This window comes from Fontibacillus panacisegetis, assembly GCF_900102215.1.
GTDB lineage: Bacteria > Bacillota > Bacilli > Paenibacillales > Paenibacillaceae > Fontibacillus > Fontibacillus panacisegetis.
On the sequence record NZ_FNBG01000011.1, the window covers coordinates 116,110 to 137,323 of the forward strand.

Below are 21,214 nucleotides of genomic sequence, written 5' to 3' on the forward strand. Positions count from 1 at the left end.
CAATGTATCCGTAAACATATCTAAGCTTACAACATTTCTAATTATAAAGGAAAGGAAGATAATATGTCACAGATGCAGCCGTCGACGTCAGGACAAGAAATTCCTTATTTAAAAATACCACATACCGAGCCAGGCATTCACTCTGCACTCATTCATCGTCTGCTCCTGCATTTTGCACAAGTCGTTCCCGGACAGGAAATGGTTATTGTATGTATCGGTACAGATCGATCAACTGGTGATTGTCTAGGCCCTCTTGTAGGTACTGCGCTTTCCAAATTCGGACTAGAACATTTCCATCTTTTCGGAACCTTGGAAGAGCCTGTACATGCCATGAATTTAAAAGACACTCTTCTTCACATCAATCAGACATTCCAAAATCCCTATGTTATAGGCATTGACGCCTGTCTAGGTCAAACATCAAGTGTAGGCTCTATTCAAGTCGTTCAAGGTCCTCTACGTCCCGGTGCAGGCGTAAATAAAGAATTACCGCCGGTTGGCGATATCCATGTTACAGGAATCGTCAATGTCGGCGGCTTTATGGAATACTTCGTATTGCAAAATACACGTCTCAGTCTAGTTGTGCGACTATCCGAAATTATAGCCAGCAGTATTTATTCTGCAATTAAAGAATGGAATAGGAATATCATTCCTCTTGCCCGGCGAGATCAATAGCTTCTCTCTCTTCTGGGGAGAGCACATGCGACGACTCTCCCTTGGTTAACGGTTTGGCATATACGTAGGAACCATCCCGGTTGTATAGTCCTGTAAGAACAACCCCATCTCTCTCATCATTTATAAAAGCGATTGAGAAGCTGAGGTCGTTCCCACGTTCTCCAAAGGCATTATATCTCGTTATCCCAATTTTTGCCTTTTTCTTCGGCAACAGTTTATTTAACTTGTTAAGCTGCTGTTTCTGCTCTTCTTGAACTACCTCAATTTTTTCTTGCTGTATTTTTAAATCAATGAGTAAACTTTCCAAATCCTCAATACCTGTATCTTTCATCATCATTTGATACTTCTTACGCATCTTCCGCAGCTTACTACCTTGTGCTATATTCCAAATCAGCAGCCATAAACAAATTATGATTAGTCCACCCACGATCCAGACCAACTGATCCAGAATTAGCTCATTCCATTCCCGCATGTTATTTCTCCCCTATGTTGAATATCACTTTACAATCAACCGTACTGCTGTAATTAATGCTTCAATTTCCTCTTCTGTCGTAGTATGCCCCACACTTGCTCGAACTGCTCCACCCGATGATGTACCCGCAGTCTTATGTCCTAGAGGAGTACAATGATACCCTGCTCTTACTGCAATTCCAAAATCCCTGTCTAGATTAAATGCCATTTCAGCCGCGTCATGCCCTTGAGCATTAAAGGAAACAAGTCCCGTTCTTGGTTGTCCAATATTGGGACCTAACAATGATATGCCTGGTATCCCTTTCAATTCTCTCATTATCGTTTGAGTTAAATTCCATTCATGCTCATAAATCCGTTCAACACCTTGCTCCATCACATATTTTACTGCCGCCCCTAATCCTGCGACACCTACCGTATTCGATGTTCCTGCTTCATAACGATCAGGTCTAACTAACGGCTGTTCCGGTTCTTCTGACTGACTTCCAGTTCCCCCATGCAATAGCGGCTCCAAATCAAGCTTAGGACTAATATATAATCCCCCTGTTCCTTGAGGACCAAGTAAACCTTTATGTCCAGGAAAGGCTAACATATCAATGCCCATACTTCCTACATCAATAGGATATATCCCTGCTGTTTGTGCTGCGTCCAACAACACAACTACTCCATGATCATGTGCCAGCTTACTTATTTCAGCTATCGGAAGTATACTTCCCAATAAATTAGAGCTATGGCTGCAAACCACCAATTTGGTTTGTGGACGAAACGTCTTTTCCAGTTCCTCCAGATTTATATCACCCTGTTCACTTATGGGTAAATAATCGACGGATATTCCATTTGTTCGTTTCAGAAACTCTAACGGTCTTCTAACAGAATTATGCTCCACCATCGTCGCTATCACATGATCGCCAGGCTTCACATATCCTTTAATCGCCAAATTTAGAGCTTCTGTCGTATTCGAAGTGAACGCAATATCGTTTGGATTTGAAATCTGAAATAGTTTAGCTAGCCTTGTTCGAGTAGTAAACATGGTTCTACCTGCCTGCAAGGCCATCCCATGATTTCCTCTCCCCGCACTAGCTGAAGGTCCATTTAGTATTTTCACCATAGCGTCTGCTACTCCAGGAGCTTTGGGCCACGACGTTGCTGCATGATCCAAATAAATCACGTCACGTTTCTCCAAACGACCACCCCACTTCAAGAAAATCTTACCATTTACACCAACAATGACATACTCTTCCCTCTTGCTGATCAATACTCGCAAAAGGGGGAATATGTCATCGTGTCGTCAACTTAACAAATCCAAAAGCCGTTGCAAGTCTTGCTGACTGTAATAATTAATTTCGATTTTTCCTTTATCTTTACTAGCTTTAATTTTGACAGTAGTTTTATAGCGCTCACGCAAACTTTCTTCTACTTCATCTATATATGGGTCCCGTTTTTTATTTGTTGGTTTCGCCTTCTCCAGCTTTTTACGATCGAGCTGTTGAACTGCATTTTCTAAATCACGTACACTCCATTCGTGATCTATACATTGTTTTGCTAACTGCTTGATTGTATCAGCATTTTTCAACCCAACAAGTGCTCTCGCATGTCCCATAGATAATGTTCCACGTGAAACATATTCCTTAACTTCTTCAGGTAATGATAATAGTCGTAAAAAGTTAGCAATATGAGAACGAGACTTGCCAACCTTTAATGACAGTTCTTCTTGTGTTAATTTGAATTGATCCATTAAACCTTGGTATGCAACAGCTACTTCCATCGCATTCAAATTTTCCCGTTGCAGATTCTCAATAAGAGCAATTTCCATTACTTGTTGATCCGAGAAAGATCTTACCACCGCGGGAATAGATGAATTCCCACAATATTGAGATGCACGGAAACGCCGTTCACCAGCAATAATCTCATAACCTTTAAGAACACTACGTACAATGATTGGTTGAATAACACCATGCTGACGGATTGATTCAGCTAATTCTTTTATAGCTTCTTCATCAAAAGTTTTCCGTGGCTGATATGGATTCGCACGCAGCTGACTAAGTGGAATTTCAACCACTTTATCATCTTCCTGTACATCAAGTGATGTAAAAAGTGCATCCAATCCTTTGCCCAAGCGTTTACTCATAAGAGACCACTTCCTTCGCCAACTCTAAGTATACTTCCGCACCTTTAGATTTAGGATCATACGTAATAATAGATTGACCATGTGAAGGAGCTTCACTCAGTCGCACATTACGCGGAATAACTGTCTTGTATACTTTTTGTTGGAAATATTTCTTGACCTCTTCAATGACTTGAATACCTAAGTTCGTTCTTGCATCAAACATCGTTAACAACACACCTTCAATTTGAAGTGTTGTGTTTAAATGCTTCTGAACCAGTCGAACTGTATTTAGTAACTGACTCAATCCTTCCAGTGCGTAATACTCACACTGAATCGGTATAAGCACGGAATCTGCAGCAGTTAATGAGTTGATTGTCAATAATCCCAAGGATGGTGGACAATCAATGAGAATGTAATCATATAAGTGTTTAACTTGTTGAAGAGACTTTTTAAGACGCACCTCACGAGAAATTGTTGATACTAGTTCAATTTCTGCACCGGCCAATTGAATCGTAGCTGGAATAATATCCAAGCCTTCAATCTCGGTATGTGCAATAGCTTCACTTGGATGAACTTCATTTATAAGCACATCATAAATACAGTTCGGCACATCCGCTTTGTTTATACCTACACCACTTGTTGTATTCCCTTGCGGATCAATGTCAATGAGAAGTACTTTTTTACCAATAGAAGCCAGTCCTGCTCCCAAATTCACCGAAGTCGTCGTCTTTCCGACGCCACCTTTTTGGTTGGCAATTGCAATAATCTTAGACAATCCATTCACCTCATAATATAGAAGAATCTTTTTGTAGAATTGAACAATGTGAGTATGACGAAGCTGCAGCTACAAAAAGACCAAACACTGCTGGTGATTTTTAACGCTACGGCTTATCTTCTCCCCAAGTGCAGCGTAAAAGGATTGGATAGGGATCAGTATCATTTCATGCCGAAAATTAGCTGACCTCTCTTACCTCGCGGTTATGGTCAACGGGTAGTAGCCGTACTTTCAGTTATCTCTTAGGAATCTGAATCACGATTTCATAATGATCATCAAGATCTTTCTCAGCTGTCTTAATATTAAGACCTGACCCTGAAACCATATCAATAGATTGGCGTATCGTATTCAGAGCTAATCGAACGTCCTTTGTAAACGAAATTCTTTTCGTTTTACTCTTGTTTTTGGATACTTCTTTGTAGAAAGCAATTCTAGCTTCCGTCTGTTTAACATTTAATTCCTTACTAATAATCTCTTCCAACACTTTATGCTGCAATTCTTCTGAATCAAGAGATAATAATGCACGAGCGTGTCGTTCAGTTATTTTACGCTCCATTAATGCATTTTTGGCTTTCTCTGGAAGATTAAGCAATCTGATTTTGTTGGCAATAGTCGATTGACTCTTTCCTAATCTTTGAGCGAGACTTTCTTGAGTTAATTCATGAAGCTCAATTAAATTTTGATAAGCTATTGCTTCTTCAATAGCCGTTAAGCCTTCCCTTTGAAGGTTTTCAATTAGAGCGATAGAAGCAGCCTGGGAATCATTGAATTCGCGCAAAATGGCTGGAATTGTCTCCATACCAAGTTTTTTAACCGCACGCCAACGTCTTTCACCAGCAATGATTTCATACTTATCATTACGGTAACGCACAACAATCGGTTGAATTACACCATGAGTACGAATCGTTTGGCATAATTCATCAATTTTTTCATCGTCAAAAATGGTCCGGGGCTGATATGGACTGCCGACGATTTCCCCTACCGGAATTTGTTTTACTTCGTCACCGCTGCTTCGCTCAGTTAAACCAAACAATTTGGAAAATTGTTCTCTCATCCCGTAGATTACCACCTAATTTCATAGTGACATAAGGACATACCTATGTATCAAATATAGGCTGATCCCCTATGTAAAAAATCGTTCCTGTGCATCCCATAATGGATGACGGACGAATAAGGTACAAACGCACGCCCCGTCAGTGATTAGCGATAACTCTATTCTACCACTTTTTTCACTATAATCCTATTCTCTTATTTAATGTATTTTAAAAGAATATCCCCCTTAACAACATGTTCCACGTGGAACAAATTGTTAAGAGGGATACTATAGAGTTGTTATTATAAGGAAATTAAACTAATGGAGACTTAAGAGGTGTTCCCGCTTTACGAGGATACTTCTTAGGAGTATTTCCTGTTTTACTAACAATAACGATATGCCGATCCGAATTTTCCAAAGGAAGAGAAAAATGATGAGTATCACGAAGTTTACCCTTAAGCTCATTCATACTTCGAACAGACTCTTTAATTTCTTCCCCAGGGTCGCTCCCCTTCATTGCAGCAAATAACCCGCCATTTTTCACAAAAGGAAGACAAAATTCATTTAATACCGCCATACGTGCTACTGCTCTAGCTGTTACAAGGTCAAAAGCATCGCGTAAATGCTCTTTACGAGCCATATCTTCAGCACGACCATGAAGCAGCTCTACATCACACAAACCAAGCTTATCCACTACATTTTGCAAAAAACCTATTCTTTTGTTTAAAGAATCAATGATCGTTAATTTGAGCTCAGGAAAGCAAATTTTTAATGGTATGCCTGGAAATCCTGCACCCGAACCTATATCTGCGACATTCGATACATTAGATATATCAAGATAGAAAGAGAGAGACACGGAATCGTAAAAATGCTTAATATACACTTGCTCACGTTCCGTAATCCCTGTTAAATTCATTTTCTCATTCCAGGTGACCAGCTCTTCATAATAAGTTTCAAACTGCTCAAGTTGTGTAGAGGTCAGGTCGATTCCATGTTCCAATAACAATGCATGAAATTTAGATTGTATAGGGTCCAAACCATTATCCTCCCGCAGCCGTAACCCGATTATAGTGTTCCAAATAAACCAATAAAATGGAAATGTCAGCAGGCGTTACACCGGAAATACGAGAAGCTTGACCAATCGACAACGGACGTATTTTATCCAGCTTTTGTCGTGCTTCAATCGCCAATCCATGAATATCATCATAGGTGATGCTCTCAGGTATTTTCTTCTTTTCCATTTTTTGTAATCTTTCAACATGCAGCAGCTGTTTTTCTATATATCCAGCATACTTAATTTGAATTTCCACTTGCTCCTTCATTTCAGCATCCAGTTCTATTTCTGATGGATATAAAGATTCAATATGGGCATATTCTACTTCAGGACGACGCAAAATAGTTAACAGATTGCTTCCATCCTGAATTACCGTTGAACCAATGGATTCCAACAAAGGGTTTATGACAGACGGTTTTACCTTTGTTTCGCGAAGGCGTTCGATTTCTGCCTCCACCTTGCTCTTCTTATCGAGGAACATTTCATATCGCTCTGGAGTGATCAAGCCGATCTCATACCCAATCGGAGTAAGACGCAAATCTGCATTATCATGACGCAAAAGAAGACGATACTCAGCACGCGAAGTAAGCAAACGATAAGGCTCATTTGTTCCTTTAGTCACCAAATCATCAATCAATACTCCAATGTAGCCTTGGGAACGATCCAAAATGACCGGATCTTTACCTTGAACTTTGCGAGCAGCGTTAATGCCGGCCATAATACCTTGTCCCGCTGCTTCCTCATAACCTGAAGTACCATTGATTTGTCCTGCTGTAAAAAGACCGGGAACTGCTTTTGTTTCCAGTGATGGCCACAATTGAGTTGGAACCATCGCATCGTATTCAATAGCGTAACCATTGCGCATCATTTTTACATTTTGCAATCCTGGAACCGAACGCAGCATTTGTAGCTGTACGTCCTCTGGCATACTTGTAGAGAAGCCTTGGACATAATACTCCGAAGTATTTTTCCCCTCCGGCTCCAAAAAGATTTGATGCTTCGGCTTATCGCTAAAACGAACAATTTTATCCTCAATAGAAGGACAATAACGCGGACCAGTTCCTTCAATAATGCCTGAGAACATTGGCGCACGATCCAGGTTAGCATTAATAATCTCATGTGTCTCTGCAGACGTATAAGTTAACCAGCAGGGAAGCTGTTCATTGTCCGAGCTCTTTGTCTCATAAGAAAAAAACTTCGGATTCTCATCACCCGGTTGGATTTCCGTTTGTGAGAAATCAATCGTATCCTTATGCACACGCGGAGGTGTACCGGTCTTAAAACGAACCAAATCAAACCCGAGATCCTTCAGGTTTTGAGACAATTTAACGGCAGGCTGCTGATTGTTTGGTCCACTCTCATAAGTCAGCTCACCCATAATAATTTTCCCGCGCAAATACGTTCCTGTCGTCAAAACAACCGCTTTGGCACGATATTCCGCTCCGGTCATCGTTACGACACCAACACATTGCCCATCTTCCACGATCAGCTCTTCAACCAAGCCTTGACGCATCGTCAAGTTAGATTCTAGTTCCATCGTTTCTTTCATTGTATGTTGGTACAAGAACTTATCTGCTTGTGCACGAAGTGCATGAACTGCAGGGCCTTTACCTGTGTTCAGCATCCGCATTTGAATGAACGTCTTATCAATGTTTCGGCCCATTTCACCGCCAAGCGCATCGATTTCACGTACCACGTGACCTTTTGCTGGACCACCGATTGACGGATTACATGGCATAAAAGCGACCATATCCAAATTGATCGTAATCATCAATGTACTGCATCCCATACGCGCTGCTGCCAAAGCCGATTCACAGCCCGCATGACCTGCACCGACGACAATAACATCGTAATTTCCGGCTGCAAAACCCATTCTGCTCTACCTCCTTATAAATAAATATCTATAGATAAATCTTAAATTCAAGTTAATTTAATAACTAATACATCATACCACGAACTAGACATCATGATATCATTCACCTTTATTTACCGAGACAAAATTGTGAAAAAATTTGATCAATCAATGCATCCGGCGCTGAATCACCGATCACTTCACCTAACTGTTCCCAAGCCAGACGTACATCAATTTGTAAAATATCGATCGGAATGCCGCTATCTGCCGCTTCATAAGCATCTGCTAACGATTGCTGTGCCTTCTTAAGAAGTGCAATATGCCGCACATTACTTACATATGTCAAATCCCCCGACTCCAGCTTCCCGCCAAAAAATAACGAGGAGATCGCATCTTCCAGATGATCCAGTCCTTCTTCCGTTTTAGCCGACAGCTCTACAATCGCACTTTCCGGAAAATATTGCGTTACCTTCTCCCTCTTTAATTGCTGAGGCAAATCAATCTTGTTAAGCAGCACGAGTACAGATCTCCCTTGTAACTGCTCCATCAAAATTATCTCATCCTCATGCAATTCCTCGGCGCTGTTAAGCACAAGCAGAATCAAATCTGCTTCATTTACTGCTGCCTTGGAGCGCTCTACCCCCATTTTCTCTACGATATCCATCGTTTCACGAATACCCGCCGTATCGAGCAGCTTAAGCGGTATATTGTTAATTGTCACATATTCCTCAATCACATCACGTGTTGTCCCTGGAATATCAGTAACAATTGCTTTGTTCTCCCTCGCTAATGTATTCATCAACGATGATTTCCCTACATTCGGACGTCCAACAATCGCTGTCGTAATCCCTTCGCGCAAAATTTTCCCTTGACTCGCGTGCTTCAACAGCTCATCAATCCCACTCGACACTTCCGTACATTTACGCTTAATAAAGTCCATCGTCATCGATTCCACATCATGCTCTGGATAATCAATATTAACCTCGATATGCGCCAGCGTCTCGACCAACGAATGTCTCAGCTCATTGATCTTACGAGACAGCTTCCCCTCCACCTGCTTCAATGCAAGCGAAAAAGCACGGTCCGATTTTGACCGAATCAAATCAATTACCGCCTCTGCTTGAGACAAGTCGATCCGTCCATTCAGAAAAGCTCGCTTTGTGAACTCTCCCGGCTCCGCAAGACGAATGTTCGGCTGCAGCAGCAGCAGATCCATTACCCGTTTAACCGAGATAATCCCCCCGTGAGTACTGATCTCTACCACATCCTCCGTAGTAAATGAACGTGGAGCACGGAATAGTGACACTAGAACCTCTTCTAATTTTTCGTCATTTTTGGGATCAATAATAAACCCGTAATGAACTGTATGACTATCGGCTTCCGTCAGCGTCGTCTTGGAGCGAAACATTCGCTCAACCTCTGCGATTGCATCCGGTCCGCTCACGCGGATCACCGCAATCCCGCTCTCCCCGACCGCTGTCGAAATAGCCGCTATTGTATCACTAAGCATTGTATCTTTCACCTCTTTAAGTTTACTGTTGTGTTGTGAGTGTGAAATCGAAGAAGTTTGTTTGTGAAGCTAGGACGCTCCGCATTCCATTTGATCTTCCGATCGCTGTTGCCATTGAATTGTCTTCATTCATAACACCTGATTAGGTTACAATTCAATGGCAAAGGCGACCACTACCGTTTCTCCAGATTCAAATGGACTGCCTCCGCTACCGCTTCACAAAAAAAACTACAGTTCGTTCCACCTTCCCGAACTAACTTTCACTCCTTACTCCTGACTGACGTAAGCGAATCCCGTAGGGACAGCGTCCTCCTTGCACACAATACAGATCGATCCACGCGTTTCCTCATTAGGCAATTCTTCCTCGAATTAGCCTCCAACTCTCTGCTCATAAGCTAACGTATCCCGTCAGGGACAGCGCTCTCCTTGCACAATATCCTGCAAAACCCGTGCCAAAGCATCTCCATCCCCTCAATCGCAGGAGCTCGAAAAGTAGAGCGTACCCCGCAGGGGTGACAAGCGCCTCTCATCGCAAGTAGTACCTCAGGTGCGTCGAAAGCAGAGACGAATCCAGCCTGTTTTATCAGGTTGCCCGGGAGCACCAAAAGTAAGACGTACCCGAAGGGGGAAAAGCGTTCAATTGCACGCAGCCAAAGCGCATTCCCGAAGGGAACAGCGAGCAGGAGCGCCTCTATATCTCCCACGTTAGTTCAGTTTGCGGGAGTCCCGAGGGCAGCGGGCCCTCGGGGGCCCTCCCTTACGGTAAGGGAGGGTTTGGGAGGGTTGAGACACAAAAAAGAACGCAACAACATCGCCATAATTCCATAGCAACGTCATTGCGTCTCATTCATTTGCTTTGCTTCAGTGTAATAACGACCCGCCGGTTAGGTTCTTCACCCTTACTATAAGTTTTAACCTCCGAATGATCCTGAAGTTTGGAATGAATCACTTTGCGCTCCTGCGGCGACATCGGTTCAAGAGCCACTTCCTTACGTGTACGAATGACACGACCAGCCAATCTCTCTGCCAAATCCTCCAGCGTTTTTCTCCGACGTTCACGGAAGTTCTCCGCATCAAGAACAATACGGATAAAGCTGTCTGAGTACCGGTTGGCAATAATGTTCGTCAAATATTGAAGCGCGTCGAGAGTTTGTCCTCTTCTTCCAATCAATAGGCCCAGATCGCTACCCGAAATGTTGAGCACGGTGTTATCCTTCTTATGGACAATATCCACTTCAACTTGAAGTCCCATATTAACACTGACGTCTCTAATAAATGACGCCGCCTCTTCATAAGGGTCTCGTTCATCATCTCCCTCGTTTTTCAAACGAGAAACGAGCATTTCTTCAGAACGATTCCCGATCGGCAGGGTTGAAGACGTATCTGTAGATAAAGCCAATTCAACCTTGGCTTCCTTAACGCCTATCAATCCCAGGAATCCTTTTGATGGCTGCTCTAACACTTTTATGGTGACTTGATCCTCGGTAGCGCCGAGCTTAGCCAATCCTTGTTTTACAGCTTCTTCAATGGTTTTTCCTGACGTCACAATTTTGTTCATTTCGACTTTTTGGCCTCCTTGGCACCCTTACCGGGATGACCAGCTTTTAAATTCGAACCGCCCCGCTTTTTGTTTGAAGAAGAACTGGAACTACTTCCTGTTCCTGCGTTAACTACTGCTGCAGCGGGTTGTCCGTCTTTGTTGCGATATATAAAGAAGTTTTGAGCAATAGTGTAGAGATTACTAAATATCCAGTAAAGCGGAAGTGCAGCTGCAAAATTATAAGCCATGATGAAGATCAATACAGGATAAATAAACATCATGAACTTCATCGGCCCTTGCATACCACTTGGATTTATATTCGACATCATCTTAGTCTGAATAAAAGTTGTTAGAGCTGCAAGCAACGGTAAAATAAATAATTTATCCGGTTCTCCAAGCTGCAACCACAAGAAAGAGTGATCCCGAATCGCTGAGTTGTAGTAAATCGAATTATACAAAGCGATGAACACTGGCATTTGAATGATCAATGGAAAACAGCCAGCCATCGGATTAACCTTATTTTCCTGAAACAGCTTCATTGTCTCCTGCTGCTGCTGCTCAGGGTTGTCCTTATACATTTCACGAATTTTTTGTATTTCAGGCTGAATCGCCTGCATGGCTTTTGAGCTCTTGACCTGCTTCAAAGTAAGCGGCAAAATCAACGTACGTACAATCAACACCATAATCAGAATTGCGATTCCGTAGGCTCCGTCGAACCACTTCGCAAACGTATCCAAAGCTAACGAGAAATAGTAAACAACATTTGCTGTCCACCATGATCCACTTTCACGCATACTTTCAGTGGTAGTTGCTAAATTGACATTTTGTGTTCCACAACCCGCCAAGATAGCAATGAGTCCGATTGCAAGGATGAGAAGAACCCATTTCCTCTTGTTAGTCATCATTCGTGACACTTCAAAACCCCTCTCTTAACCTGTCCATTCATCGTAAATCATACCATATTTAAAAGGACAAAGAAACAAGCATGCTTAACGTCTGGAAGGCTTGAGCAGCGTGGCTTTGCGCAGCACATGCAGCACACTTTTTTCGAGTTCCTTATACTCCAATCCAACGGCGCCATTACGGACAATAATAATGATGTCCACGTGATCACGAATTTCCGCTTCATGCAGTCTGACAATTTCCTTTAACATTCTACGCATACGATTGCGTACTACAGCATTGCCTATTTTTTTACTTGCGGATACACCAAGACGAAAACGATCAATATCGTATTTGTTTGACCAATAGACGACGAGTTGACGGTTGGCGAAAGACTTTCCATGCCGGTAGATCCGGCTAAAATCCGCCCGATTTCTTAATCTAAGCTTCCTATGCACGAGCTATCTCCTCATGGTCAATTCCAATTTCAATTGAAATTAATACTCATAAATCATACATACAAAAAAAGACCACCGCAGTGGTCTTCATGCACGCATTACGCACTCAATACTTTTCTGCCTTTTTGACGACGAGCAGCGAGAACCTTGCGGCCGTTTTTCGTGCTCATTCTTTTACGGAAACCATGAACCTTACTACGTTTGCTCACATTCGGTTTAAAAGTCGGTTTCATTTATTGCACCCCCTTAAAGAGATCAATCACTGTCATATTCACCATTTTCGTTACTCATACCCACAGAAAATGCCTTTTTCCATTTAATCATAAGCATTCTGAAAAGTCAACCGAGCCCCGCATTTCTTTTTTTTCAATTTTTATATAAGTTGTCCACAATTCTATAATTATTTGTCGTTGAATAAAAGTTATACACATGTGGAAAAGTATTTTTACACAAAAAAAGTTATTCTAATGTAATTTACAGAACAAAAAAGAGCGAGTATTATGTTATTGTTTAGAGTTGTATACAAGTATACCCTATTTGAAAGGTGTGGAATTTTATGAAACTTGGCATGATCGGACTTGGTAAAATGGGTTACAATCTTGCGCTAAATCTGCTGAAGCATAATCATGAAGTAGTTGCCTACGATATGGATCATCGTTCAATAGAAAAGGCAGCGGAAAAAGGAGCTCTCCCCGCTCCCAGCTTGGAAGAACTAGTGTCCTCTCTCAGCACGCCACGTATCATATGGATTATGGTACCAGCAGGCCGTGCTCTTCATTCGGTGATTGATACTTTATCTCCATTATTAGATGAGGGCGATATCATTATTGATGGTGGTAATTCTCACTATAAAGATTCGCTTTCTCTTGCTGATCAATTGAACAAGCAGGGAGTTTATTTCTTTGATATTGGAACTTCAGGAGGCATAGAAGGTGCTGGTCATGGAGGCTGCTTCATGATTGGCGGCGATGAAACTGTGTTTCGCAGCATTGAACCCCTCTTTAAAGATATCGCGGTGGACAAAGGCTATCTATATGCCGGTAAAAATGGTAGCGGACATTTTCTGAAGATGGTCCATAACGGTATTGAATACGGGATGATGCAGGCTATTGCCGAAGGATTTGAAATTTTAGATAAAAGTCCATTTAATTTTGACTATGAAGAGGTTGCCAGGGTATGGTCCAATGGTTCAGTTATTCGTGGCTGGTTAATGGAACTGACTGAAAGTGCTTTTTCCAAAGATGCAAAATTAAATAACATTCGTGGTGTTATGAATTCATCAGGTGAGGGCAAATGGACAGTTGAAACAGCTCTTGATTTGCAGGCTAATGCTCCCATCATCGCAATGTCACTGTTTATGCGTTATCGCTCACTTGATACCGATACATTCCATGGGAAAGTCGTTGCAGCACTACGCAATGAATTTGGTGGGCATGCTGTAGAATCCACTAAATAAGCTTAGCTGGCTTACTAAGTTGAATGGATCATGTTATGATTTGATTAATTGTTATAATATGAAATCAAACTACCTTTTCTTTTAAAATAGGAGTCATTAATATGAAGTATCCAACAACTTGGTTACAGGGAAGTTCTCTTGGCGAGGCCATCGCCTGTGAGCTTCGTCTTCAAATTATCGATGGCAGCATTAAGCCTGGAGAGGTTCTGTCCGAGAATAGCATCGCTGCTAAATTCGGAACTAGCCGCTCCCCTGTACGTGAGGCATTAAAAACGTTATCCAGCGAAGGGCTAATTTCATTAAAACGGATGGGTGTCGAAGTTATAGGACTAAAGCTTAAAGATGTAGATGAATTGTACGATGTAAGATATCTTATCGAGAGCTTTGCCTGGAGACATCTGGCCCAGAATGACCCAGCGAAAATAATCTCCCAGCTTCATCAAATCGTCGACAAAATGCAGCTTGCTGCAAAACATCACGATGTTGTGGAGTTTGCATTTCAGGATATAGCCTTCCATGAACTGATTATTGCCGAAGCTAAACATTCGAGAATTTGGCACTTGTGGAGCAGCATTCGCCAGATTGTCATGACGGTCTTGCTAATTACGACGAAAAAAATATTTTCCCAAGGGGAAGATAAAATCAATCTCGTTATAAACAAGCATCGAACATTGCTACACGGACTGGAGAGCCGCGATCCTGCTGTAATTTCTGCACGAATTGAGGAATATTTTGCGGACTCACATCAAACGATTCATTCAAGTATTCACTAAAAGGTCAATAATGAAAGGAAATTTATTTTCCTTCTTCTTTAATTGTAGTTGTCGACAAGTATACACTAATGATTTTTGGACTCTTGCTTCATACTAAAGATCAAAACTGGTTAAAGATATTTAAAAAGGAATACTTAACTACTTAATTTAGAAAAAAGGTGAGCTCGGATGGATAAACTATCGTACATGATCGGTATAGATATAGGAACAACAAGTACTAAAGCTGTATTATTTGAGGAAAATGGTAAAGTTACAGCTACTGCCAACGAAGGATATCCACTCTATACACCTACCGCAGATGTTGCTGAACAGGATCCGGAAGAAATTTTTGCTGCTGTTATCAGTTGTGTTAGACAAGTCATGAATAAAAGTCAGGTTTCACCAAAAAATATTATTCTCGTCTCCTTCAGTACAGCTATGCATAGTGTTATTCCGGTTGATGTAGATGGCAAACCTTTAATGCGCTGCCTGACTTGGGCTGATAATCGCAGTGTTGAATGGTCTGAACGATTAAAGAATGATATGGGCGGACATGCTATTTATCTACGCACCGGAACACCAATTCATCCAATGTCCCCATTAACCAAAATGCTATGGCTCCGCCATGATCAACCGGACATTTTCAGTAAAACAAACAAGTTTATTTCTATTAAAGAATATGTATTTGCCAAGTTATTCGGTAAATATGTTATCGACTACTCCATCGCTTCCTGCACAGGATTAATGAATCTGGAGAAACTGGATTGGGATCAAGAAGCTCTGCAAATAGCTGGCTTATCCCCCGATCAATTGTCTACTCTTGTGCCAACAACCCATGTAATGAAAGGTTTATCGCAAGAGTATGCAGAGCAAATGGGGCTGGACACCTCTACCCCATTTGTAATCGGAGCAAGTGACGGCGTTTTATCTAATCTGGGTGTAGACGCTATAAAACCAGGTGTTGTTGCCGTAACCATTGGAACAAGCGGTGCAATTCGAACGGTTGTTGATCGTCCAAAAACGGATCCAAAGGGGCGAATTTTTTGTTATGCTCTGACAGATAAACATTGGGTGATCGGAGGTCCGGTCAATAATGGCGGCGGTATATTCAGGTGGGTACGTGATGAAATCGCTGCTTCTGAGGTGGAAACTGCCAACCGACTCGGAATCAGTCCGTATGACGTACTTACGAAAATCGGCTCAAGAGTACGACCAGGCTCTGATGGATTGTTATTCCATCCTTATTTGGCTGGCGAACGTGCACCTCTTTGGAATCCAAATGCCAGAGGCTCCTTTTTTGGCCTTACATTGCAACATAAGAAAGAGCATATGATTCGAGCTGTTCTTGAAGGCGTAATTTTTAACCTATACACTGTATTACTCGCTATGGAGGAGCAGATAGGACAGCCGCACAAAATTCAGGCTACCGGCGGCTTTGCCCGTTCCCCATTATGGCGTCAAATGATGGCTGACATTTTTAATCAAAAGGTCGTTATTCCCGAGGATTTCGAGAGCTCTTGTCTTGGAGCGGTAGTATTAGGATTGTTAGCACTAGGAAAAATAGATTCCTTCGACGTTGTATCCAGCATGGTTGGCAGTACGATCGAACATAATCCAATCAAAGAACATTCGGCGATTTATAATGAATTACTACCTATATACATTCGTATCTCCCGCCAACTGACAGAAGAGTACGACGCAATTGCCAAATTTCAGCGCAACATGAATAAAATCGATCACAAATAAAAAAAGATAATTTGTACATAATAAGGGCTGCTTTCCAAATGAGGAAGGCAGCTCTTATTTTTGTTCTAAAAATTATGCACAGGCCTTGCTAACATATTTTTTTTAGAATCGGAACAACCTGTGAATAATTAAAATTGGACTTTCACGTATTCTGTCGAATTTTAAACATGTTATAAACAATATCTAGTGGTGTTGATGAAAATTATGCACAAGTTATTGAATTTGTGGATAAAAGCCATCATTTCATTGAAAAATAAGGTCTCTTTTGCTATGATTATATTGCTTTTGTTGTGAATATCTATTTTTTACTACAATTTTATCAACAGCCTGTGGATAAAATTGTGAACAATTTTAAATTGTGCTTGTTTATAATCATTCCATTTTTCTGACTAATGGGGATACCTTTCCCCTTTATTTATGTTTTTCGACTCTTTTTGCATGGCTCATGCCACAATTGGAAGATTTAAAAGGAGTGACCGCCTGTGGATAGCCATACCTCCGATATATGGCAGCATATTTTATCCATCATCAATACAAAACTAAGTAAACCCAGCTTTGACACCTGGTTTAAAGCGACCAAAGTAGTCTCACTCTCTGATCGCTCTATTGTTATTTCTGCGCCGACTACATTTGCTGTGGAATGGCTGGAAAGCCGATACACCAAACTCGTTGCCACTACTGTTCTCGAGTATCTTGGCAAACAGGTTGATGTATCCTTTGTTATCGAGGAATCGGCTGTTCCTGAGCAGACGCAGGTATTTAAAGAGCCCCCTGTAACCATCCAAGCGGAGGAAAGCGTTTCCAATATGCTTAATCCTAAATATACATTTGACACCTTCGTCATTGGATCCGGGAATCGTTTTGCTCATGCTGCGTCTTTGGCTGTAGCTGAAGCCCCTGCTCGTGCCTATAACCCGCTATTTTTGTATGGTGGCGTAGGACTAGGCAAGACACATTTAATGCATGCGATTGGACACTATATTCTGGAACATAGTCCAAGCAGCAAAGTCGTTTATATTTCCTCCGAGAAATTTACTAACGAATTTATTAACTCCATCCGTGACAATCGGGCTGAGAGTTTCCGTAACAAATACAGAAATATCGATATTCTGTTGATTGACGATATCCAGTTTATCGCTGGTAAAGAATCTACGCAGGAGGAATTTTTCCATACCTTCAATGCATTGCATGAAGAGCGTAAACAAATCATCATTTCAAGTGACCGGCCGCCAAAAGAAATTCCTACTCTGGAAGAACGGCTTAGATCCAGGTTTGAATGGGGTCTGATTACCGATATCCAACCTCCCGATCTGGAGACGCGGATTGCAATTCTTCGCAAAAAGGCCCGGGCCGAGAACCTTGATATACCAAACGAGGCCATGATGTATATTGCCAATCAAATCGATACGAACATTCGGGAACTTGAGGGAGCTCTTATCCGGGTCGTTGCCTATTCATCCTTGATCAATCAAGACATTACAACACATCTCGCAGCTGAGGCACTAAAGGACATTATCCCTTCCAGCAGACCGAAGATGATCACGATTCAGGACATTCAGCAAAGAGTTGGCGAATATTACAATCTCAAGCTGGAGGATTTCAAGGCACGCAAACGAACCAAGGCTATCGCTTTTCCTCGGCAAATCGCTATGTATTTATCAAGAGAGCTAACCGATTTCTCACTGCCTAAGATCGGGGATGCTTTTGGAGGGCGAGATCATACGACAGTCATACATGCCCATGAGAAAATATCGCAGCAGTTAAAAACCGATCAGGATCTATTCAAAGTTATCAACAACATCACAGAAAAAATAAAAAATTCTACCTGAATAAGGCACAAGCCTATGCACATGATATTCACATGTGGATAGGCTTCATTTCATATAGTCTAGGTTAGTTATCCACATATTCAGGGCCCCTACTACTTCTTCTATTAATTAAAAGATATACTTCATCATATTTGGCGATGGTGTTAAATTACACCACACGTCATAACGTTGTAGCTTACAATGAATCTAATTGCTAACTAATGAACAAAATGAATTTTAGGAGTTGAATTTATGAAAATCCGTGTTTTAAAGCATGAATTAAATGAATCTATCCAGCATGTAGCCAAGGCTATTTCTAGTCGAACTACTATTCCTATTTTGACTGGGATTAAACTTGAGGTTAATTTCCAAGGGATGACGTTAACTGCTAGCGACACGGATATTTCCATCCAGGCATTTATTCCTGCTGAGGACAATGAGAAGAAGATCGTGCAGGTAGAGCGTCCTGGTAGCGTCGTATTGCCAGCTAAATTTTTTGTAGAGATTATTAAAAAGCTGCCTTCACAAGAGGTAGAGATGGAAGTGAAAGAAAGCTTCCAGACGATGATTCGTTCGGGATCTACAGATATCCAAATGGTAGGTATGGACCCAGAGGAATTCCCTGTATTGCCTAATATCGAAGAGAATCAAGTCATCTCCATTCCAGGTGATCTACTTAAAAATATGGTTAAACAAACGGTATTTTCTATTTCCTCAAATGAAACTTCGCCTATTTTAACTGGGGTATTATGGAACTTAAGCGATGATCAATTCAAATTTGTAGCGACAGACCGTCATCGTCTCGCATGTCGCACTGCGAAGCTAGATGATGCTGATGGCGTGCGCTTTAGCAATATCGTCATTTCAGGTAAAACGCTGAACGAGCTCAGCAAAATTATTCCTGAACAAAATACGCGTGTCGATATCGTCGTAGCAGACAATCAGGTGCTGTTCAAAATCGACAGAGTATTGTTCTATACCCGTATTCTGGATGGAACCTATCCTGATACTTCTAAGATTATTCCAACAAACTACAAAACAGAACTTGTATTGGATACAAAAAAATTAAGCGACTCTATCGACCGTGCATATTTGTTGTCTCGCGAAGAAAAAACAAATATCGTACGCTTGCAGACTCTTGAGGACGGAACGATTGAAATCTCTTCTAGTTCATCCGAACTCGGAAAGGTTACCGAACAGCTTGAAGTGTCTCAATTTACCGGGGATGCGCTTCGGATTTCTTTTAACTCCAAATATATGCTCGATGTGTTGAAAGTAGTAGAGAGCGAGCAACTGCGTATCTGTTTTACAGGCGCTATGAGCCCGATTATTATTAAACCGATGGATGACAGCCAAAGCTTGTATCTGATTTTGCCATACCGGACTACGAATTAATCAGATCTGTAAGTGATGAAAGGAAGAACTAGGCAATGAAAACGATTAGTATTTCCAGTGAATATATTAAGCTTGATCAATTCTTGAAGCTTGCCGATTGTGTTTCGACTGGAGGCATGGCCAAGGCGCTGTTACAAGAAGGCGATGTAAAGGTGAATGGCGAGGTTGAAGAGCGCCGGGGACGGAAATTATATCCGAATGACATCGTTGAAGTGACGGATTGTGGTTCCTTCAAGGTAACTGGAGGCAATCAAGAGTAAGGCTCCCTGAACCTGAATGAGCGGAGGGGAAGTAAGGAGGGCCTGAGTAATCGTGTTTGTTAAAACATTATCTCTGCAGCATTATCGTAATTACGAGACACTGTCTCTTGATTCATTCGGGAATGTAAACTTAATGATTGGGCGCAATGCACAGGGCAAGACCAATCTGCTGGAAGCATTGCTCGTTCTGGCATTAACCAAATCGCATCGTACAGCAAAGGATAAGGAACTGATTTCTTTTGGCAGCAATAATGCTGCCGTTTCTGCTGAAATAGAGAAGAAATACGGGACCGTAAATTTGGAGCTGCAATTTTCGAACCAAGGTAAGAAGGCTAAGCTGAACGGTCTTGAGCAGCGGAAATTGAGTGATTTTGTAGGGGCGCTTAATGCGGTTATGTTTGCACCAGAGGATTTGGAAATTGTAAAGGGAACTCCTGGAATAAGGCGGCGTTTTCTTGATATGGAGATTGGGCAGGTTCAGCCTAGCTATCTGTTCCATTTACAGCAGTATCAGAAGGTGCTGTTGCAGCGTAACAATTTACTTAAGCAAGCTTTCGGAAAAGGCCCGGAAATAACAGTAATGCTGGATGTCTGGAATGAACAGCTCGTAGAGCATGGTGTTAAAATCATTAAGAAAAGGAAACAATTTATAAGAAAACTGCAGAAATGGGCTCAGGGCATTCACGAAGGCATAACTGGAGGCGGAGAAAAGCTCCAATTATCTTACATTCCATCCTTTGGAGAAGCTGATGAGGAAGATGAAGCTGTCTTATTGCAGCAATTTATGATAAAGTTATCACAAATGAGAGATCAGGAAATTCGCCGCGGGATGACTCTCTGCGGACCACATCGAGACGATCTGGCTTTTCATATTAACGGTAATGAAGCCCAGGTGTATGGATCTCAGGGACAGCAGCGAACGACGGCGTTATCACTTAAATTGGCGGAAATCGAGCTCATTCACGAAGAGATTGGAGAGTATCCAATTCTACTGCTTGATGACGTATTGTCCGAGCTGGACCCATACCGACAAACTCAATTGATTGAGACATTTCAGAGCAAAGTGCAGACGTTCATAACGGCTACGGGAATCGAAAGCATTAACGCAAGCCGTCTTCAGGACGCCAGCATTTTTCATGTCCAAGAGGGACAAGTCATTAGGTAGTATGGAGGAGGCAGGCGATTGTACATTCATTTGGGTGGAGAAAAAGTAATCCAATCTTCAGAATTGATAGCGATTTTTGATATATCGATCGAGAAATCATCCAAGATTTCCAAGCAATTCGTAAGTCATGCTATTAAGGACAAGAACGTATTGAGGATCGGTGAGGAAGAAGCCAAGTCTATTGTTGTGACCAAAAACATGGTGTATTTTTCGCCAATTTCCTCTGCTACGCTCAAGAAGAAGACCAGCATTAATTTTCTATCATAATTCCATTGGCATAT

21 protein-coding genes are annotated in these 21,214 nt (G+C 41.7%); 9 read left to right on the forward strand and 12 right to left on the reverse strand.

Annotated elements, in window-relative coordinates; translation table 11 throughout:
- Positions 1-63: 63 nt before the first annotated feature.
- Positions 64-672 (forward strand): spore protease YyaC, encoded by a 609-nt coding sequence (gene yyaC, locus BLS49_RS11385; protein ID WP_091229999.1) that lies wholly within the window; start codon positions 64-66, stop codon positions 670-672.
- Here yyaC and BLS49_RS11390 read toward each other — a convergent pair.
- From BLS49_RS11390 to rpmH, 12 genes are all read right to left on the reverse strand, one after another.
- Entirely contained in the window at positions 644-1,144 is a 501-nt protein-coding gene (locus BLS49_RS11390) for a DUF4446 family protein (RefSeq protein WP_091230002.1), read from the reverse strand. The genes yyaC and BLS49_RS11390 overlap by 29 nt on opposite strands.
- Before the next feature lie 24 nt (positions 1,145-1,168).
- Positions 1,169-2,323, reverse strand: a complete 1,155-nt coding sequence (locus tag BLS49_RS11395) for an aminotransferase class V-fold PLP-dependent enzyme (protein WP_281243733.1) — start codon at positions 2,321-2,323, stop codon at positions 1,169-1,171.
- A 105-nt stretch (positions 2,324-2,428) separates the two neighbouring features.
- The gene (locus BLS49_RS11400) at positions 2,429-3,268 is read right to left on the reverse strand and encodes a ParB/RepB/Spo0J family partition protein (protein ID WP_091230007.1); all 840 of its coding nucleotides are present in this window, start codon (positions 3,266-3,268) and stop codon (positions 2,429-2,431) included.
- Positions 3,261-4,022: a ParA family protein gene (locus tag BLS49_RS11405; RefSeq protein WP_091230010.1), complete on the reverse strand. Its 762-nt coding sequence runs from the start codon at positions 4,020-4,022 to the stop codon at positions 3,261-3,263. Before BLS49_RS11405 ends, BLS49_RS11400 begins: the two co-directional genes overlap by 8 nt.
- A 235-nt stretch (positions 4,023-4,257) precedes the next feature.
- Complete coding sequence (gene noc / locus BLS49_RS11410) at positions 4,258-5,076, reverse strand: nucleoid occlusion protein (protein WP_091230013.1); 819 nt, start codon at positions 5,074-5,076, stop codon at positions 4,258-4,260.
- Between the two features lie 292 nt (positions 5,077-5,368).
- Positions 5,369-6,091: a 16S rRNA (guanine(527)-N(7))-methyltransferase RsmG gene (rsmG, locus tag BLS49_RS11415; protein ID WP_091230016.1), complete on the reverse strand. Its 723-nt coding sequence runs from the start codon at positions 6,089-6,091 to the stop codon at positions 5,369-5,371.
- A 4-nt stretch (positions 6,092-6,095) separates the two neighbouring features.
- A complete protein-coding gene (mnmG, locus tag BLS49_RS11420) occupies positions 6,096-7,982 on the reverse strand; it encodes a tRNA uridine-5-carboxymethylaminomethyl(34) synthesis enzyme MnmG (protein ID WP_091230019.1) in 1,887 nt (628 codons plus the stop codon).
- Between the two features lie 109 nt (positions 7,983-8,091).
- Positions 8,092-9,471, reverse strand: coding sequence for a tRNA uridine-5-carboxymethylaminomethyl(34) synthesis GTPase MnmE (gene mnmE, locus BLS49_RS11425; RefSeq protein WP_091230021.1), 1,380 nt, complete (start codon positions 9,469-9,471; stop codon positions 8,092-8,094).
- An 847-nt stretch (positions 9,472-10,318) separates the two neighbouring features.
- Positions 10,319-11,029 carry an RNA-binding cell elongation regulator Jag/EloR gene (jag, locus tag BLS49_RS11430; protein WP_091230024.1) on the reverse strand — a complete coding sequence of 237 codons (711 nt, stop codon included), beginning with the start codon at positions 11,027-11,029 and terminating at the stop codon, positions 10,319-10,321.
- Positions 11,026-11,925 carry a YidC/Oxa1 family membrane protein insertase gene (locus BLS49_RS11435; protein WP_091230027.1) on the reverse strand — a complete coding sequence of 300 codons (900 nt, stop codon included), beginning with the start codon at positions 11,923-11,925 and terminating at the stop codon, positions 11,026-11,028. Before BLS49_RS11435 ends, jag begins: the two co-directional genes overlap by 4 nt.
- A gap of 75 nt (positions 11,926-12,000) precedes the next feature.
- Positions 12,001-12,351: a ribonuclease P protein component gene (gene rnpA, locus BLS49_RS11440; protein ID WP_091230030.1), complete on the reverse strand. Its 351-nt coding sequence runs from the start codon at positions 12,349-12,351 to the stop codon at positions 12,001-12,003.
- A gap of 98 nt (positions 12,352-12,449) precedes the next feature.
- Positions 12,450-12,584, reverse strand: coding sequence for a 50S ribosomal protein L34 (gene rpmH, locus BLS49_RS11445; RefSeq protein ID WP_044481584.1), 135 nt, complete (start codon positions 12,582-12,584; stop codon positions 12,450-12,452).
- Positions 12,585-12,907: 323 nt separating this feature from the next.
- Between rpmH and gnd the strand changes: the two genes are divergently transcribed.
- The 8 genes from gnd to remB all read left to right on the forward strand — a co-directional run bounded on the left by gnd (position 12,908) and on the right by remB (position 21,200).
- Complete coding sequence (gnd, locus tag BLS49_RS11450) at positions 12,908-13,807, forward strand: phosphogluconate dehydrogenase (NAD(+)-dependent, decarboxylating) (protein ID WP_091230034.1); 900 nt, start codon at positions 12,908-12,910, stop codon at positions 13,805-13,807.
- Positions 13,808-13,908: 101 nt separating this feature from the next.
- Entirely contained in the window at positions 13,909-14,580 is a 672-nt protein-coding gene (locus BLS49_RS11455) for a GntR family transcriptional regulator (RefSeq protein ID WP_091230037.1), read from the forward strand.
- Positions 14,581-14,748: 168 nt separating this feature from the next.
- The gene (gntK, locus tag BLS49_RS11460; RefSeq protein WP_091230038.1) at positions 14,749-16,305 is read left to right on the forward strand and encodes a gluconokinase; all 1,557 of its coding nucleotides are present in this window, start codon (positions 14,749-14,751) and stop codon (positions 16,303-16,305) included.
- Positions 16,306-16,787: 482 nt separating this feature from the next.
- The gene (gene dnaA, locus BLS49_RS11465) at positions 16,788-18,134 is read left to right on the forward strand and encodes a chromosomal replication initiator protein DnaA (RefSeq protein ID WP_091230041.1); all 1,347 of its coding nucleotides are present in this window, start codon (positions 16,788-16,790) and stop codon (positions 18,132-18,134) included.
- 231 nt (positions 18,135-18,365) lie between these two features.
- Complete coding sequence (gene dnaN, locus BLS49_RS11470) at positions 18,366-19,508, forward strand: DNA polymerase III subunit beta (RefSeq protein WP_091230043.1); 1,143 nt, start codon at positions 18,366-18,368, stop codon at positions 19,506-19,508.
- 35 nt (positions 19,509-19,543) lie between these two features.
- Positions 19,544-19,768 (forward strand): S4 domain-containing protein YaaA, encoded by a 225-nt coding sequence (yaaA, locus tag BLS49_RS11475; RefSeq protein ID WP_091230045.1) that lies wholly within the window; start codon positions 19,544-19,546, stop codon positions 19,766-19,768.
- A gap of 52 nt (positions 19,769-19,820) precedes the next feature.
- Positions 19,821-20,933: a DNA replication/repair protein RecF gene (gene recF / locus BLS49_RS11480; RefSeq protein ID WP_091230048.1), complete on the forward strand. Its 1,113-nt coding sequence runs from the start codon at positions 19,821-19,823 to the stop codon at positions 20,931-20,933.
- A gap of 18 nt (positions 20,934-20,951) precedes the next feature.
- Positions 20,952-21,200, forward strand: coding sequence for an extracellular matrix regulator RemB (gene remB, locus BLS49_RS11485; RefSeq protein WP_091230050.1), 249 nt, complete (start codon positions 20,952-20,954; stop codon positions 21,198-21,200).
- Positions 21,201-21,214: the final 14 nt, after the last annotated feature.